Source organism: Streptomyces sp. NBC_01439 (genome assembly GCF_036227605.1).
Classification (GTDB): domain Bacteria; phylum Actinomycetota; class Actinomycetes; order Streptomycetales; family Streptomycetaceae; genus Streptomyces.
Window position 1 is genome coordinate 3,084,794 of the sequence record NZ_CP109487.1, and the last position, 16,044, is coordinate 3,100,837.

The 16,044-nt window shown below is 72.0% G+C and carries 15 protein-coding genes; 4 read left to right on the plus strand and 11 right to left on the minus strand.

All coding sequences use genetic code 11. The features are described 5' to 3' along the window. Positions 1 to 4: 4 nt before the first annotated feature. The 3 genes from OG207_RS13165 to rimP form a co-directional block, all read right to left on the minus strand. A complete protein-coding gene (locus OG207_RS13165) occupies positions 5 to 292 on the minus strand; it encodes a YlxR family protein (RefSeq protein ID WP_329098775.1) in 288 nt (95 codons plus the stop codon). Between the two features lie 145 nt (positions 293 to 437). Further along, on the minus strand, positions 438 to 1,448 hold the full coding sequence (gene nusA / locus OG207_RS13170; protein WP_329098776.1) for a transcription termination factor NusA: 1,011 nt from the start codon (positions 1,446 to 1,448) through the stop codon (positions 438 to 440). Between the two features lie 2 nt (positions 1,449 to 1,450). Continuing rightward, positions 1,451 to 1,963 carry a ribosome maturation factor RimP gene (gene rimP, locus OG207_RS13175; RefSeq protein ID WP_030012496.1) on the minus strand — a complete coding sequence of 171 codons (513 nt, stop codon included), beginning with the start codon at positions 1,961 to 1,963 and terminating at the stop codon, positions 1,451 to 1,453. Between the two features lie 167 nt (positions 1,964 to 2,130). On the opposite strand from rimP, the gene OG207_RS13180 reads away from it, so the two are divergent. Genes OG207_RS13180 through OG207_RS13195 form a run of 4 tightly spaced genes read left to right on the plus strand, consistent with a single transcriptional unit; the run spans position 2,131 to position 5,100 of the window. Beyond that, a complete protein-coding gene (locus OG207_RS13180; RefSeq protein ID WP_329098777.1) occupies positions 2,131 to 2,673 on the plus strand; it encodes a hypothetical protein in 543 nt (180 codons plus the stop codon). After that, positions 2,670 to 3,137 (plus strand): ferritin-like domain-containing protein, encoded by a 468-nt coding sequence (locus OG207_RS13185; RefSeq protein WP_329098778.1) that lies wholly within the window; start codon positions 2,670 to 2,672, stop codon positions 3,135 to 3,137. The genes OG207_RS13180 and OG207_RS13185 overlap by 4 nt, the downstream gene beginning before the upstream one ends. Positions 3,138 to 3,153: 16 nt before the next feature. Further along, positions 3,154 to 4,056: an aminoglycoside phosphotransferase family protein gene (locus tag OG207_RS13190; RefSeq protein WP_329098779.1), complete on the plus strand. Its 903-nt coding sequence runs from the start codon at positions 3,154 to 3,156 to the stop codon at positions 4,054 to 4,056. 42 nt (positions 4,057 to 4,098) lie between these two features. Then, positions 4,099 to 5,100 (plus strand): slipin family protein, encoded by a 1,002-nt coding sequence (locus OG207_RS13195; RefSeq protein WP_329098780.1) that lies wholly within the window; start codon positions 4,099 to 4,101, stop codon positions 5,098 to 5,100. Positions 5,101 to 5,276: 176 nt separating this feature from the next. On the opposite strand, the gene OG207_RS13200 is transcribed toward OG207_RS13195, so the two are convergent. The 8 genes from OG207_RS13200 to OG207_RS13235 form a co-directional block, all read right to left on the minus strand. Further along, complete coding sequence (locus OG207_RS13200) at positions 5,277 to 6,974, minus strand: proline--tRNA ligase (protein ID WP_329098781.1); 1,698 nt, start codon at positions 6,972 to 6,974, stop codon at positions 5,277 to 5,279. Positions 6,975 to 7,016: 42 nt separating this feature from the next. Further along, positions 7,017 to 7,559, minus strand: a complete 543-nt coding sequence (locus OG207_RS13205; RefSeq protein ID WP_329098782.1) for a GNAT family N-acetyltransferase — start codon at positions 7,557 to 7,559, stop codon at positions 7,017 to 7,019. 87 nt (positions 7,560 to 7,646) lie between these two features. Further along, positions 7,647 to 8,489 (minus strand): GNAT family N-acetyltransferase, encoded by an 843-nt coding sequence (locus OG207_RS13210; protein ID WP_329107597.1) that lies wholly within the window; start codon positions 8,487 to 8,489, stop codon positions 7,647 to 7,649. A 159-nt stretch (positions 8,490 to 8,648) separates the two neighbouring features. Further along, positions 8,649 to 9,806: a flavodoxin-dependent (E)-4-hydroxy-3-methylbut-2-enyl-diphosphate synthase gene (ispG, locus tag OG207_RS13215; protein ID WP_030651122.1), complete on the minus strand. Its 1,158-nt coding sequence runs from the start codon at positions 9,804 to 9,806 to the stop codon at positions 8,649 to 8,651. A gap of 175 nt (positions 9,807 to 9,981) precedes the next feature. Then, a complete protein-coding gene (locus tag OG207_RS13220) occupies positions 9,982 to 11,283 on the minus strand; it encodes a M50 family metallopeptidase (protein ID WP_329098783.1) in 1,302 nt (433 codons plus the stop codon). Further along, positions 11,280 to 12,533, minus strand: a complete 1,254-nt coding sequence (gene dxr / locus OG207_RS13225; protein WP_328788498.1) for a 1-deoxy-D-xylulose-5-phosphate reductoisomerase — start codon at positions 12,531 to 12,533, stop codon at positions 11,280 to 11,282. Before dxr ends, OG207_RS13220 begins: the two co-directional genes overlap by 4 nt. A gap of 20 nt (positions 12,534 to 12,553) precedes the next feature. Further along, on the minus strand, positions 12,554 to 13,879 hold the full coding sequence (locus OG207_RS13230) for a hypothetical protein (protein WP_329098784.1): 1,326 nt from the start codon (positions 13,877 to 13,879) through the stop codon (positions 12,554 to 12,556). Positions 13,880 to 13,968: 89 nt separating this feature from the next. Beyond that, positions 13,969 to 15,903, minus strand: coding sequence for an acyl-CoA dehydrogenase family protein (locus tag OG207_RS13235; RefSeq protein ID WP_329098785.1), 1,935 nt, complete (start codon positions 15,901 to 15,903; stop codon positions 13,969 to 13,971). Between the last annotated feature and the right edge of the window lie 141 nt (positions 15,904 to 16,044).

The window sequence follows — 16,044 nt, forward strand, 5'->3', positions numbered from 1 at the left end:
TTCTTTACGGTGTGGCCCCGGCCTCACGGGCCACGGCATTGCGCAGGTTCTCCGTGTCGAGCGCTCCGGCGGACCGAAGGGCCCGGGGGAACGCACGGCGGCGAATCGCCTGGTCGAGGCAGACCACGGCGGGGTGCACGTAAGCACCCCGTCCCGGCCGCGTACCGCGTGGATCGGGGACGCATGCGTCCCCGTCCGCCACGACGCGCAGCAGATCGTTCTTGGCCGCTCGCTCCCGACACCCCACACAGGTGCGTTCGGGGCATGCGCGGGCTTGCGTCCGGCCAGACACGCCTAAGTCTACCTCCCCGCACCGACCTCTCCCCCGGCACGTCGCGGGGGAAAGATCGAACGGTTGTCGTGTTGTCTTGTATCCGCTGCCGGAGCAGCGGCCGTGCACCCTGTCTACCCTCCGGGGAAGCCCGGAGGGTACCGGTTTATTCCCCGGCCCGGCCCCGGTCGGCGTCCGGGGACGCCTCGGTGTCGGGACGGATGTCGATGCGCCAGCCGGTGAGCCGCGCGGCGAGGCGGGCGTTCTGGCCTTCCTTGCCGATGGCCAGCGACAGCTGGTAGTCCGGAACGGTCACCCGGGCGGACCGGGAGTCCCAGTCGACGACCTCGACCTTGCTCACCCGGGCGGGTGACAGCGCGTTCGCGACCATCTCCGCCGGGTCGTCCGACCAGTCGACGATGTCGATCTTCTCGCCGTGCAGTTCGGCCATCACGTTGCGCACGCGGCTGCCCATCGGGCCGATGCAGGCACCCTTCGGGTTCAGGCCCGAACGGGTGGACCGGACGGCGATCTTGGTGCGGTGACCGGCCTCACGGGCGATCGCCGAGATCTCGACGCTGCCGTCGGCGATCTCCGGGACCTCCAGCGAGAAGAGCTTCTTCACGAGGTTGGGGTGGGTCCGCGAAAGGGTCACGGACGGACCGCGGACGCCCTTCGCCACCCGCACGACGTACGCCTTCAGGCGCAGACCGTGCGTGTACTCCTCGCCGGGCACCTGCTCCTGCACCGGCAGGATGGCTTCCAGCTTGCCGATGTCGACGAGGACGTTCTTGGGGTCCTTGCCCTGCTGGACGACGCCGGTGATGACGTCGCCCTCACGGCCGGCGAACTCGCCGAAGGTCAGGTCGTCCTCGGCGTCGCGCAGACGCTGCAGGATCACCTGCTTGGCGGTCGTCGCGGCGATCCGGCCGAAGTCCGACGGGGTGTCGTCGAACTCCTTGGGCTCCTGCCCCTCTTCGAGGTCCCTCGGGTCTTCCGTCGCCCACACGACCACGTGACCGTTGGTGCGGTCCAGCACGACGCGAGCGCGGCGGAAGCTCCCCTCGGTCCGGTGGTACGCGATGAGGAGGGCCGACTCGATCGCCTCGACGAGCAGGTCGAAGGAGATCTCCTTCTCCCGGACCAGACCCCGCAGGGCACTCATGTCGATGTCCACGGCTACGCCTCCTCTTCCTTCTTGTCCTTGCGGTTGAACTCGATCTCGACACGCGCCTTGGCGATGTCGGTGAATGCGATGCGGCGGGCGGTCGCCTTGCGGCCCTTCACGCCCGGCACTTCGAGGTCCAGGCCCTCGTCGTCGACGTCGAGGATCCGGGCGACCAGTTCCCCGGCACCCTTCTCGCCCTCGGCGGACAGCTGGAACTTCACAAGGCGACCGATGGCCCGTACGTAGTGACGGTGCTCGGTCAGCGGGCGGTCGGCGCCCGGCGAGCTGACTTCGAGGACGTACTCGTCCTCACCCATCACATCGGTTTCGTCGAGCTTGTCGGAGACCTCGCGACTCAGCTCGGCACACGCGTCCAGCTCCACGCCCTCGTCGGAGTCCACGATGATCCGCAGCATCCGGCGCTTGCCCGCCCGCGACATCTCGATCTCTTCGAGGTCCAGGCCCTTGGCGGCGACGAGCGGCTCCAGCAGTCCGCGCAGCCTGTCGCTCTGGGTGGTGCTCATCCGGGTGACTCCTCGGCCGCGTGTGCTGTTGTGGTTTCCGTCGTGTGTCAGGTCAAAGGGTATCCGGTGTCGGAGGGTGTTGCCGTCCGCCCTGTGGACAGGGCCCCGGGTACCGTGATCACACCTTGCCCCGCCACCTGCCCCGCCATCACCCGGAGGACGTCGCCGTGTCCTGGACCCCGCCTTCGAGACCCTCGCGCAGGACCCTGCTCGCCGGTGTGGCCGGCGCGGCCGGCGCCGCGCTGCTGACCGGGTGTTCCGGCGACCTCCCGACCGGCGCCGCCCTGACGATTCCACTCGAACGGCGGATGCGGGAGACGGCCGTTCGTGACAGCACGCGGCTGCTGGAACGTTACGACGCCACGGCGGCCGCCCATCCGGCCCTGGCCGCGCGGCTCGCTCCGCTGCGCGCCGCCGTCGCCGCCCACGCCGCGGCCCTGTCCCCCACCCGTACGGCACCGCCGTCCCCCTCCCCGTCCCCGTCCGGCGGTACGGGGGCCGCCGCGCCCGCGGCGAGCGGCGATCCGGTGCCGCCGAAGCCCGACGAGGCCCTGACCGCGCTCGCGGACGCCGAGCGGAGCCTGTCCGAGTCCCGGACCATCGACCTGGCCGGCGCCCCCGGGGAGCTGGCCCGGCTGCTGGCGTCGGTGGCCGCCTGCGGCGCCGTACACGCGTACCTGCTGACCTCGACCCCCGGAGCCACCTCGTGAAGCCCGAACCCTCCCCCGCCGGCCGGGTCCTGGACGCCGCCCAGGCCGCGCTCGCCGCCGAGCACGCGGCCGCGTACGGCTACGGGGTGATCGGTGCCCGGTCCGCCGGTGCCCGTGCCGCGCAGGCCCGGGAGGCGTACGGCGGGCACCTCGCTCGGCGCGACGCGCTCGCCCGGACCGTACGGGAGCTGGGCGGCGCGCCCCGGCCCGCGGAGGCCGCGTACGCCCTGCCGTTCGAGGTCCGCGGCCCGGCCGACGCCGAGCGGCTGGCCGCCGAGATCGAGGACCGGGTGGCCGGCGCGTACTCCGATCTGGTGCGCGCGGCAGAGGGTCCGCTGCGCCGCGAGGCGGCCGACGCGCTGAGCGCGGCGGCAGTGCGCGCGGCACGCTGGCGTGGTGTCGGCGTAGCCTTCCCTGGGCTCACGGAACGCGCTGACGAGGCGCAACGGGCCCAGCACAGCTGAAAGGGACCACGCACGCATGGCTTTCGAACCGCCGCAGCGGCTTGTACGGGCGCTCGGCGAGATGCCGGAATCGGCGCAGGACACGGACTGGCTGGGGCAGTTGCCCCGACTCGCCGAGGCCGCGCTGTCCCGGCGCGGGGTGGAGGCCCGGCGGGTGCAGGCCCCGGGCGGCCGCAGCAGCCTGGTGGTCCTCGTCACGTACGCCGACGGGACCCCGGCCGCGCTGAAACTGGCCCCGCCGCACGCCCGGCCCGACCGCGAGTTGGCCGCGCTGGCCCACTGGGGCGGTTTCGGGGCCGTACGGGTCCTCGACTCGCGGCATCACGACGACGACGGGGCGCTGCTGCTGGAACGGCTGCACCCCGAGGTGTCCCTGCGGTCCCTGCCGGAGGCGAAGGCCCTGCTGGAGGCGAGCGGCACGCTGCGCCGGCTGTGGGTGGCGCCGCCGGCCGGGCACGGGTGGGAGACGGTGGCGGAGCGCACCGAGTGGCAGTCGGCGGCCCTGCGGGCGGCACCGGCGGAGACCCGGGCCCTGGCGGACACCGCGCTGGCGATGCGGGCGGAGCTGGTGGCGGCCCCGCCGGAGGAGCTGCTGCTGCACGGGAACTTCCGGCAGGGCAAGGTGCTGGCGGGCGAGCGGGCGCCGTGGCTGACGGTGGGCCCCGATCCGCTGGTCGGTGAGCGGGCGTACGACCTGGCGCGGCTGGTCCGCGACCGGCTGGAGGACCAGGTGGCCTCTTCGGCGGGGGCGGCGGGGGCCCGGCGCCGGGTGAACAAGCTGGCGGACGCGCTGGACGTGGACCGGGAGCGGCTGCGGGGCTGGACGCTGTTCCGGGCGGTGGAGTCGGGCAACCGCGCGCTGGCCGTCGGGCGGCGCCGGGACGCGGAGCTGCTGCTGGAGTTCGCGGCCTGGCTGTAGGGCATACCGTAGGTAGGAAGGTATGTCCGGCAGGGGGCCGTCATGGTCGAAGAACTGCTGACAGCGGCCATCGCCACGGGTGTGGGCGTCGCGGTCTACGTGGGCGCCGCGGCCCGGGTGGTGAAGCAGTACGAGCGGGGCTTGGTCTTCCGCTTCGGCAGGCTGCGCGAGGAGGTCCGCGGGCCCGGTTTCACGACGATCGTTCCTTTCGTGGAGCGGCTCCGCAAGGTGAACATGCAGATCGTGACGCTGCCGGTGCCCGCGCAGGAGGGCATCACCCGGGACAACGTCACGGTGCGGGTGGACGCGGTCGTGTACTTCAAGGTCGTCGACCCGGCGAGCGCAATCGTGGCGGTGGAGGACTACCGCTTCGCCGTCTCGCAAATGGCGCAGACCTCGCTCAGGTCGATCATCGGAAAGTCGGACCTGGATGATCTGCTGTCCAACCGGGAGATGCTCAACCAGGGCCTGGAGCTGATGATCGACAGCCCGGCGGTGGGCTGGGGCGTGCAGATCGACCGGGTCGAGATCAAGGACGTCTCGCTGCCGGAGACGATGAAGCGGTCGATGGCCCGGCAGGCGGAGGCGGACCGTGAGCGCCGGGCCCGTGTGATCAACGCGGACGCGGAGCTCCAGGCCTCGCACAAGCTCGCCGAGGCGGCGGAGGTCATGTCGGAACAGCCGGCGGCGTTGCAGTTGCGCCTGCTGCACACGATCGTGGCGGTCGCCGCCGAGAAGAACTCCACGCTGGTGCTGCCGTTCCCGGTGGAGCTGTTGCGCTTCCTCGAGCGCTCGGCCCCTCCGCCTGCGGCGGCGCCCGCGCGGCAGGAACCGGCCCCGGCCGGCCCGGCTTCCGAAGGCCCCGGGCCGGCCGAGGTCGATGACGCGATCGACGGGGCCCCGGCTGCTCCGACCGGGGTCGACGGCGCGGTCGACGCGGCCCCGGCTCCGGACGCGCTCAACGGCGCGGCGGACGGCCTGGACGGCCTGATGCTGGACGCGCCGCCGCCGCCGGAGCAGGAGCGGGACGGGCTGCGCGAGTAGCCGCTGCGCGGAGCCGTCCCCGACCCACCCTTCCGCCGTTCCCCGAGCTCCACCCGGACCCGGTCCTCAAACGCCGGACGGGCTGAAATTGCTCGGCCTCGGCCGAGATCCGGCCTCGCCGGCGTGTGGGGCGCGAGGTCCGGGGCGGAGCCCCGCGAAGCCGGGCCGCTGCCGTGTTACGAGGTCAGGCGGGCGAGGGCTTCGGCCATCGGAAGTTCCTCGCGGGTGCCCGACGCACGGCCTTGGAGTTCGACCACCCCGTCGCCGGAGCGGCGGCCCGCCACCAGGATCCACGGCACGCCGATCAGTTCCGCGTCCGTGAGCTTCACGCCGGGCGACAGGCCGGGGCGGTCGTCCAGCAGCACCCGTAGACCCGCCGCGGCCAGTGCCGTCGCCGCCTCCTCCGCCAGTGCGAGCGGCACCGCCTTGCCCGCCGCCACCACGTGGACGTCGGCCGGAGCCACCGCCGCGGGCCAGCACAGGCCGCGCTCGTCCGCCGTCTGCTCGGCGAGCGCCGCCACCGCGCGGGAGACTCCGATGCCGTAGGAGCCCATCGTGACCCGGACCGGCTTGCCCTCGCGGCCGAGGACGTCCAGCCCGAAGGCGTCCGCGTACTTGCGGCCCAGCTGGAAGATGTGCCCGATCTCGATGGCCCGGTCGAGCTTCAGGCCGGCCCCGCAGGACGGACAGGGGTCGCCCGGCTCCACGACCACCACGTCCAGGTACCGGTCGACCTCGAAGTCCCGCCCGCAGACCACGTTGCGGGCGTGCGTGTCCGCGCGGTTGGCCCCCGTCACCCACGACGTGCCGGGCGCGACCCGCGGGTCGGCCAGGTAGCGGACCTTCTCCAGGCCCTGCGGGCCCACGTAGCCGCGTACCAGGTCCGGGCGGCCCTCGAAGTCCTCGGCCGTCACCAGCTCCACGACCGCCGGGGCCAGGTGCTCGCCCAGCTTGCCGAGGTCCACCTCCCGGTCCCCCGGCACGCCCACGGCCGTGATCTCGCCGTCGACCTTGACCAGGAGGTTCTTCAGCGTCGCCGAGGCGGGCACGCCCAGGTGCGCGGCCAGGGTCTCGATCGTCGGGGTGTCCGGGGTGTCCACCTCCTCCACCGCCGGGTGCTCCGTGGTGATGGGGGCCAGGGCGAAGGTCACGGCCTCCGTGTTCGCCGCGTAGTCGCAGGACGGGCAGTCCACGAAGGTGTCCTCCCCCGCTTCGGCCGGGGCCAGGAACTCCTCCGACGCCGATCCGCCCATGGCGCCCGACACGGCGGACACGATCCGGTGGTCCAGGCCGAGCCGCTCGAAGATGCGGACGTACGCCTCGCGGTGGAGCCGGTAGGACTCCTCCAACCCCTCGTCGGACACGTCGAAGGAGTACGAGTCCTTCATCTGGAACTCGCGTCCGCGCAGCACCCCAGACCGGGGCCGCGCCTCGTCGCGGTACTTGGTCTGGATCTGGTACAGCATGACCGGCAGATCCTTGTAGGAGGTGCACTGGTCCTTCACGACGAGGGTGAAGACCTCCTCGTGCGTCGGCCCGAGCAGGTAGTCCGCGCCCCTGCGGTCCTTGAGCCGGAACAGCAGGTCCCCGTACTCCGACCAGCGTCCGCTGACCTCGTACGGCTCCTTCGGCAGCAGGGCCGGGAGCAGCACCTCCTGGGCCCCGATCGCGTCCATCTCCTCGCGGACGACGCGCGAGACGTTGTCCAGGACCCTCTTGCCGAGCGGCAGCCACGTCCAGACCCCGGCCGAGCTGCGCCGGACGTAGCCGGCGCGGACCAGGAGTCGGTGGCTGAGGGTTTCGGCGTCGGCCGGGTCCTCGCGGAGGGTCTTGGCCATGAGGCGGGACATGCGCTGGACGTGTTGCGTAGACATGTCGGGAGATTACCGGGGGCCCGGAGGCCCGCGGTACGGGTTTCAGGGCCTGCTCAGCGGCAGGGTGGCGCCCATGACGGCGTACGGCATGCTCGCGCTCGGGAAGTGGACCTGGCGGGCGAGGTCGTGGTAGCCGAGGGCCCGGTAGAGGCCGCGGGCGGGGCTCTCGGTGTCGATGGCGGAGAGGATCGAGCGGGGCTCGGCGGCGGCGTCGGTGATGCCGGTGATGAGGGTGCGGCCGACGCCGTGGCCCTGGAAGCCGGGGTGGACGTGCAGTTCGGTGATCACGAAGGATCCGTCGAGCCAGTCGTCGTGCCCGCCGGCCCGCAAGTAGGGCTCGACGATGGTGGACCACCAGTGGCTGCGGTCGTTCGGCATCCCGTACACGAATCCGGTGAGGGCGCCGTCCTCGGCGAAGGCCCCGAGGGCACGGGCGCCGCGGCAGGTCATGTGGCGCTGGACGATGTACCGCCGGATGCCGACCTCCTCCTCGCTGAGGCCGAAGGCGACGGCCTGCACGCGCAGCGCCTCGTCCACGCGGGCGGCGAGGTCGAGGGGACCGATGCGGACTCCGGAAGGCAGCATGCGGCGACCTTACTTCGCGGTACGGGGCTGCCGGAATGCCCCGGCCGAGGTCCGTCGCCCGCCGTCCGGATCAGGTGCGGTCGGGTGTCAGAAGAGCACGCTCATGAACGCACCGACCTCGCGGAAGCCCACGCGGCGGTAGGCCGCCCGCGCGGCGGTGTTGAAATCGTTCACGTACAGGCTGACCACGGGAGCCACGTCCCGCAGCGCGTACTCGACGACGGCGGCCATCCCGGTCTCCGAGTGGCCGAGGCCGCGGAACTCGGGGTCCACCCACACGCCCTGGATCTGGCAGGCGCGGGCGGTGGCGGCGCCGATCTCGGCCTTGAAGACGACCTTGCCGTCGTCGACGCGGGCGAAGGAACGGCCGCTGGCGACGAGTTCGGCGACGCGGGCCTGGTAGAGCAGCCCGCCGTCACCGGCCATCGGCGAGATGCCGACCTCCTCGGTGAACATGGCCACGCAGGCGGGCATGATCAGGTCCATCTCGTCCTTGCGGATCCGGCGGACCTGCGGGTCGGGCTCGACAGTGGTGGACGGACGCTCGATGACCATGAGCGGCTGGTGGGAGCGGATCTCGCGGGCCGGGCCCCAGCTGGGCTCCAGGAGCTGCCACAGCAGTCGGGTGGCTTCGGCGGGGCCGACGATGGAGGAGCAGCGGCGGCCGGTACGGCGGGCCCGGTCGGCGAAGGCGCGCACGGCGTCAGGTCCGGCGCAGACGGGGACCAGGTTGGCGCCCGCGTAGCAGAGCGCGCGGAGCTCGCCGTCGGCGTACCAGCCCCACATCTCGCCGCCCAGGCGCCAGGGGTCGAGTCCGGCGACCTGGACCCGGGAGGTGACGAAAGCGTTCTCGACCGGCTCGCGTCCGAGGATTTCCATCGCGGCGTCGAGATCACTGGGCTCAAGGACCCGGGTGGTGGTCTGCGTCAACACTGGGGCCTCACCATGCGCGTCTACTGATCTCCGCACTGTACCCGGCGGGGCCCGGGGATGCCGCGTCCGAGGTCACGAAAGGGCCCCGGACCGCCCCCGAACTGCGGGAACGGTGCCGGGGCCACTGACGGCGGGGGCCCGGGCCGGGCCGGGGAATCAGACGCCGATGGCGACGGTGGGCTCGCCGCTGGTGATGCCGTCGGCCTCCATCTGCGCCGCGATCTTCATGGCCTCTTCGATGAGGGTCTCCACGATCTTCGACTCGGGGACGGTCTTGATGACCTCGCCCTTCACGAAGATCTGGCCCTTGCCGTTGCCGGAGGCGACGCCGAGGTCGGCCTCGCGGGCCTCGCCGGGGCCGTTGACGACGCAGCCCATGACGGCGACGCGCAGCGGGACCTCCATGCCCTCGAGGCCCGCCGTGACCTCCTCGGCCAGCTTGTAGACGTCGACCTGGGCGCGGCCGCAGGACGGGCAGGAGACGATCTCCAGGCGGCGCGGCTTGAGGTTCAGGGACTCCAGGATCTGGATGCCGACCTTGACCTCCTCCGCCGGCGGGGCGGAGAGGGAGACGCGGATGGTGTCGCCGATGCCCTCGGAGAGCAGCGCGCCGAAGGCGACGGCGGACTTGATGGTGCCCTGGAAGGCGGGGCCGGCCTCGGTGACGCCCAGGTGCAGCGGGTAGTCGCAGGCGGCGGCGAGCTGGCGGTAGGCGTTGACCATGACGACCGGGTCGTTGTGCTTGACCGAGATCTTGATGTCGCCGAAGCCGTGCTCCTCGAAGAGGGAGGCCTCCCACAGCGCGGACTCGACCAGCGCCTCGGGGGTGGCCTTGCCGTACTTCTTCAGCAGCCGGGCGTCGAGGGAGCCTGCGTTCACACCGATGCGGATCGGCGTGCGGGTCTCGTTCGCGGCCTTCGCGATCTCCTTGACCTTGTCGTCGAACTGCTTGATGTTGCCCGGGTTCACGCGGACCGCGGCGCAGCCGGCGTCGATCGCGGCGAACACGTACTTCGGCTGGAAGTGGATGTCGGCGATGACCGGGATCTGCGACTTCTTGGCGATCACGGCGAGCGCGTCAGCGTCGTCCTGGGTCGGGCACGCCACCCGGACGATGTCGCAGCCGGAGGCGGTGAGCTCGGCGATCTGCTGGAGCGTCGCCCCGATGTCGGAGGTCCTGGTGGTGGTCATCGACTGCACGGAGATCTGTGAGTCGCCGCCGACGGCGACCTTGCCGACCTGGATCTTGCGGCTGACCCTGCGGTCGGCAAGCTTCGTCGGCACGGCCGGCATTCCGAGAGAGATGGCAGTCATCTGCTGTGCAACCCCAAGGTGTGGATCAAGGTCCCGAGATCGGCGGGCTCCAGGCTTCGAGATTACGCCAACCCGGGGGCGGGCCGTGCATCCGAGGGGGTGTGGCACCCGAACGTAGGGAGCCGGGCACGATCCGTGCCCGGCTCCGGTACGTCTGGGGTACGACCCCCGCAAACTAGGTGATCTTGATCGGGTTGACCACGTCCGCGACCATCACCAGCAGGGTGAAGCAGATGAACAGGCCCGCGACCACGTACGCGACGGGCATCAGCTTCGCCACGTCGAACGGTCCGGGATCGGGACGCCGGAAGATCCGTGCGACGGTGCGCCGGATCGACTCCCACAGGGCGCCGGCGATGTGTCCGCCGTCGAGCGGGAGCAGCGGCAGCATGTTGAACAGGAACAGCGACAGGTTGAAGCCGGCCAGCAGGTTGAGGAAGAAGACCAGCTGGTGTTGGGCGGGGATGTCGAGGGTGAAGATCTCACCGCTGACCCGCGCCGCGCCGACGACGCCCATCGGGCTGTCCTGCTTGCGCTCGGCTCCGTTGAAGGCCGCGTTCCACAGGTCGGGGACCTTGGTCGGGAGTTCGACCAGCGACTGGACGCCGGCCTGCATCATCTCGCCCATGCGGTCGACGGACTGGCCGAAGGACTGCGGGACGTAGCCGGAGGCGGGGGCGAAGCCGAGGAAGCCCGCGGTGACGTACTCGTCCTTGACGTACCGGCCGTTGCCGTCCGTCTTGGCGACCTTGTTCTCGATCAGGTTCGCCTTGAGGTCCACGCGCTGTCCGGCCCGCTCGACCGTGATCGTGGCGGGGCCGACGGTGGCGCGGATGTTCTTCTGCAGGGCGGACCAGTCGCCGACCGATCGGCCGTTGAAGGCGACGATCTTGTCGCCCGCCTTGAGGCCCGCGGCCTTGGCGGGGGCGGCCGGGTCGCCGGGGGCGCACTTGTCGCGCTTGTCGCTCTGCTGGATGACGCAGTCCGAGACGGTGGCGACCGAGGTGGTTTGAGTGTTGAGCCCGAAGGTCATCAGGGTCGTGAGGAAGATCGCCACGGCCAGGATCAGGTTCATGAACGGGCCGGCGAACATCACGATCACGCGCTTCCACGGCTTGCGCGTGTAGAAGAGCCGGCTCTCGTCCCCGGGCTGGAGCTCCTCGTACGCGGCCGAGCGCGCGTCCTCGATCATCGATCGGAACGGCGAGGTGGAGCGTGCGGTGACCTTGCCGTCCTCGCCGGGCGGGAACATCCCGATCATGCGGATGTAGCCGCCCATCGGGATGGCCTTGATCCCGTACTCGGTCTCGCCCTTCCTCCGCGACCAGATGGTCGGACCGAAGCCCACCATGTACTGCGGCACGCGAATGCCGAAGATCTTGGCCGTGGAAAGGTGCCCCAGCTCGTGCCAGGCGATGGAGACCAGCAGGCCGACCGCGAAGACCACGACCCCGAGCACCGTCATCAGTAGTGTCATGCGCGCGCCTCCACGGCGGCCCGAGCCGCCATCTCCCGCGCCCGGGCCCTGGCCCAGGCCTCTGCTTCAAGGACGTCCTGGACCGTCAGGGAGGTTCCCGACTCAGGCGTCCCGTGCTCGTCGACCACGGCAGAGACCGTATCCATGATTGCTGTGAACGGCAGCCGACCTGCCAGGAATGCTTCCACGCACTCCTCGTTGGCCGCATTGAACACGGCCGGGGCGGTGCCGCCGAGGGTGCCCACGTGCCGGGCGAGGCCGACCGACGGGAAGGCCTCGGTGTCCAGCGGGAAGAACTCCCAGGTGGAGGCCTTGGTCCAGTCGAAGGCGGGGGCCGCGTCCGGGATCCGCTCGGGCCAGCCGAGGCCGATGGCGATCGGGCCGCGCATGTCCGGCGGGGTGGCCTGGGCGAGCGTGGAGCCGTCGGTGAACTCCACCATCGAGTGCACGTAGGACTGCGGGTGGACCACGACCTCGATGCGGTCGAAGGGGATGTCGTAGAGCAGGTGCGCCTCGATGACCTCCAGCCCCTTGTTGACCAGGGTCGCGGAGTTGACCGTGATCACCGGGCCCATGGCCCAGGTGGGGTGCGCGAGCGCGTCCTGGACGGTCACGCTCGCGAGCTCTGCGCGGGTGCGGCCTCGGAAGGGCCCGCCGGAGGCGGTCACCACGAGCTTGCGGACGTCGGCCCGGGTGCCGGCGGCGAGCGCCTGGAAGAGCGCCGCGTGCTCGGAGTCCACCGGGATGATCTGGCCGGGCTTCGCCAGGGCCTTGACCAGCGGGCCGCCGACGATCAGCGACTCCTTGTTGGCCAGGGCCAGGGTCCGGCCGGCCCGCAGTGCGGCCAGGGTCGGCGCGAGGCCGATGGAACCGGTGATGCCGTTGAGGACGGTGTGGCACTCGGAGGCGGCAAGCTCGGCCGCGGCGTCCGGACCGGCCAGGATCTCGGGCAGCGGCTCGGACGGCCCGTACTGGGCGCTCAGCGCCTCTTTCAGGGCCGGTACGACGTCCTCGCGGGCGACGGCCACGGTCTTGACCCGCAGCAGCCGGGCCTGCTCGGCCAGCAGTTCCACCCGCCCGCCGGCGGCGGACAGGGCGGTGACCCTGAACCGGTCCGGGTTGCGCAGGGCGAGGTCGATGGCCTGGGTCCCGATGGACCCGGTGGACCCGAGGATGACGATGTCCCGGAGGCCGGCCGCGGGGTCGAAGAGGAGGTGCGGGTCGGCGAGGGGGGCTGGGCGGTCGCTCATGCCCCCATTGTTGCCGCAAGTCATGAGCGGCCGGACACGGAGCCCCCTTCCGTTACCCGGAGCAGCAGGTGCGGGAGGGTTCCGGCGAACTCCGGGAGCGTCCGGGCGACGTTCCACCAAGCCTCGGGGTCCTCGTCGAGGGCCAGGGCCAGGAGCTGGTCGGCCTCGGCGTGGGAGGCGAGGACGGCCGCGGGGCGGTCGTGCCGGTCGGGATGGTCCACGTCACCGAGCCAGTGGTCCTGGTCCAGGGCCCAGCAGGCCGGCAGCTTGTGCCGGATCACGTCACGGCCGGTGAGCAGGCCGCGGTCGATGCAGTCGCGCACCCAGCGGATGTCCTCGTCGACACGGTCCATCGGCACCGCGAGGCTCGTCAGGGCCAGCTCGCGCTCCACGCCCCCGTACGGCTCGACGGCCGTCGGGGCCAGGTGGCGCACCGCGCGCGCCAGGTCGGGGCCCGGCGCACCGGCATCGGCCGCCTCGGGCACGGCGGCGTCGGTCAGGGCGGCGACCAGCGCGGGCAGCGGGCCCCGGTAGCCGGGTGCGTGCCTCAGCAGCTCGGCCCACAGGCGGGGATCGTCCCCCAGCGGGCGCAGGGCCCGCAGGACGGCCGTCTGCATGCCGGCCTGTTCGGGCAGGGTCCAGCGCAGGCCGTGGGTGTCGGGGAGGCGGGCGAGCAGCAGGGTGCGGTGCGCGGGGGCGACGTGCGCGACGAGTTCCTCGTGCGTGACCGCTCCCATCCGCACCGCGCGGACGGCGGGCCGGTGCCAGGAGCGCCCGTGCGGCGGCGCCGGGGCGGCCAGAAACGCGAGGACGGTCTCCAGGGGCAGGTTCGCGACGAGCAGCAGGGCCTCGACCGAGCCGGGCGGCAGTGGCTCGCGGAGGTGCTCGGCGAGCAGCGGCTCCGGGTCCGGCCGGTGGCGCAGCGCCAGGACGTCCAGCGGGACCCGCGGCCCGCGCCTGCCGTGCCGGCGCAGCAGGCCCGCCAGTTCGGCCGCGTCGAGCGGCCCCTCGTCGGGGTCCCTGCCGAGTTCGGTGCGGAGCACCGGCAGGAGTTCGGGCGGTGTGCGGCGGTGGGCGTAGCGGGTGGGTCCGGGCAGACCGGGCAGCGGCCGGCCCACGACCCGGGGGTTGCGCGCGATGAAGGTCCGGTCGGCCGCGCCGCCGTGGCGCAGCAGCAGGGTGACGGTCGAGGCCGACAGCCACTCGTCCCGGCACAGGTACTTGCGGGTGGGCTCGTCCAGCCTGCCGATCATGTCGGTGACGATGTCGTCCGGTGCGTGGCGCAGCAGGTGCGCCACGCACCAGGCCAACCGTCGGCTGGTGCGGTCTTCCTCGGCCGTCGGCATCGTTCGTCCGCCTCGCGCTGTGCTCGTACGGGTACCAGTACTCGTACTCATCCTCGTACGTCTGTCCGACGTCCGGCGATGATCGCAGGTCAGCGGATGGGGCGGTGCACGTTTTTCTGTGTTGAGGGTCCGGGTGTCGCGTCCGCGATCCAGGGGCCCTCGCCGGAGGGGTCCAGGACGCCCTCCTCCAGCCAGGCGTAGGTGCCGGACAGGACGCCCGCGACCACCTTGCGGTCGAGGTCGTCGGTGTTGGACCAGAGCCGGCCGAAGAGCTCCTCCACGCGCAGCCGGGACTGCTCGCAGAAGGCGTCGGCCAGCTGGTAGGCCTCGCGGCCGTGGGCGCCGGTGGCCCGCAGGTGCTCGGCGCGGACGCAGGCCGCACTCATGGCGAAGAGCTCGGCGCCGATGTCGACGATCCGGCCGAGGAAGCCCTGTTTGGTCTCCATCCGGCCCTGCCAGCGGGACATGGCGTAGAAGGTCGAGCGGGCGAGTTTGCGGGCGCTGCGCTCCACGTAGCGCAGGTGGGTGGAGAGGTCGGGGTGGCCGCCGGGGTGGAAGGCGCGGTAGGTGCCGGGGACCTGGCCGGGGCCGGTGGCGAGCTTGGGCAGCCAGCGGGCGTAGAACCCGGCGGCGCGGGCTCCCGCCTTCGCCTTGTCGCCGAGTGCCTTCTCGGGGTCGATGAGGTCGCCCGCCACCGAGAGGTGGGCGTCGACGGCCTCGCGGGCGATCAGCAGGTGCATGATCTCGGTGGAGCCTTCGAAGATCCGGTTGATGCGCAGGTCGCGGAGCATCTGCTCGGCGGGGACGGCGCGTTCGCCGCGGGCGGCCAGGGACTCGGCGGTCTCGAAGCCGCGCCCGCCGCGGATCTGGACCAGTTCGTCGGCCATCAGGCAGGCCATCTCGGAGCCGTAGAGCTTGGCGAGGGCGGCCTCGATGCGGATGTCGTTGCGGTCCTCGTCGGCCATCTGGGAGGCGAGGTCGACCACCGCTTCGAGGGCGAAGGTGGTGGCGGCGATGAAGGAGATCTTGGCGCCGACCGCCTCGTGCCGGGCGACCGGCCGGCCCCACTGCTCGCGGACGCCGGACCACTCGCGGGCGATCTTCAGGCACCACTTTCCGGCGCCGACGCACATGGCGGGCAGGGACAGTCGGCCGGTGTTGAGCGTGGTCAGGGCGATCTTGAGTCCGGCGCCCTCGGCACCGATGCGCTGGGCCGCGGGGACCCGTACCCGGTGGAAGCGGGTCACGCCGTTCTCCAGGCCGCGCAGGCCCATGAAGGCGTTGCGGTGCTCGACGGTGATGCCGGGCGAGTCGGCCTCGACGACGAAGGCGGTGATCCCGCCGCGGTGGTGCTCGGACTTCGGGACGCGGGCCATCACGACGAGCAGGTCCGCGACGACCCCGTTGGTCGTCCACAGCTTCACGCCGTCGAGCACGTACGTGTCGTCGCCGTCCGGGACCGCCGTGGTGGCCAGGCGCGCCGGGTCGGACCCCACGTCGGGCTCGGTGAGCAGGAAGGCGCTGATGGCGGTGGTGGCGCAGCGGGGCAGGTAGGCGTCCTTCTGCTCCTGCGTGCCGAACATCTTCAGCGGCTGGGGCACGCCGATCGACTGGTGGGCGGAGAGCAGGGCCCCGATGGCCGGGCTCACCGAGCCGACGAGGGCCAGCGCCTTGTTGTAGTAGACCTGGGTGAGACCGAGACCGCCGTACTTGGGGTCGATCTTCATGCCGAGGGCGCCGAGCTCCTTGAGACCGCGCACGGTCTCGTCGGGGATCTTCGCCTCGCGCTCGATGCGGGCCCCGTCGATGCGGGTCTCGCAGAACTCCCGCAGCCGGGCCAGGAAGGCCTCGCCCCGCCGGACGTCCTCGTCGGCGGGGAGCGGATGGGGGTGGATCAGGTCGAGCCGGAAGCGTCCGAGGAACAGTTCCTTGGCGAAACTGGGTTTGCGCCAATCCTGTTCCCGGGCCGCCTCCGCGACCTGCCGTGCCTCGCGCTCGGTCACCTTGGGCTGTGTTGCGGACATGAGGGGACTCACCTCGCCGCCGGAGTCGGTGGTACCGGCCTACTGGCCGGTGCTACCTGTGAGTCGTACCCTCTCCGGCCCGCCGGGAAAAGCCGGAGCCGTCCGAGCGGGGGAAATCCGGCCCGCCCGCCCGGCTACGCC

What these genes read in the sequence shown, in the direction of transcription:
- OG207_RS13205 (WP_329098782.1), bottom strand. Translation starts at nt 7,559, where the DNA reads ATGCTGCCTTCCGGAGTCCGCATCGGTCCCCTCGACCTCGCCGCCCGC.
- OG207_RS13200 (WP_329098781.1), bottom strand. Translation starts at nt 6,974, where the DNA reads ATGTCTACGCAACACGTCCAGCGCATGTCCCGCCTCATGGCCAAGACC.
- rimP (WP_030012496.1), bottom strand. Translation starts at nt 1,963, where the DNA reads ATGAGCACCACCCAGAGCGACAGGCTGCGCGGACTGCTGGAGCCGCTC.
- OG207_RS13195 (WP_329098780.1), top strand. Translation starts at nt 4,099, where the DNA reads ATGGTCGAAGAACTGCTGACAGCGGCCATCGCCACGGGTGTGGGCGTC.
- dxr (WP_328788498.1), bottom strand. Translation starts at nt 12,533, where the DNA reads ATGAGCGACCGCCCAGCCCCCCTCGCCGACCCGCACCTCCTCTTCGAC.
- OG207_RS13235 (WP_329098785.1), bottom strand. Translation starts at nt 15,903, where the DNA reads ATGTCCGCAACACAGCCCAAGGTGACCGAGCGCGAGGCACGGCAGGTC.
- OG207_RS13190 (WP_329098779.1), top strand. Translation starts at nt 3,154, where the DNA reads ATGGCTTTCGAACCGCCGCAGCGGCTTGTACGGGCGCTCGGCGAGATG.
- ispG (WP_030651122.1), bottom strand. Translation starts at nt 9,806, where the DNA reads ATGACTGCCATCTCTCTCGGAATGCCGGCCGTGCCGACGAAGCTTGCC.
- OG207_RS13220 (WP_329098783.1), bottom strand. Translation starts at nt 11,283, where the DNA reads ATGACACTACTGATGACGGTGCTCGGGGTCGTGGTCTTCGCGGTCGGC.
- OG207_RS13230 (WP_329098784.1), bottom strand. Translation starts at nt 13,879, where the DNA reads ATGCCGACGGCCGAGGAAGACCGCACCAGCCGACGGTTGGCCTGGTGC.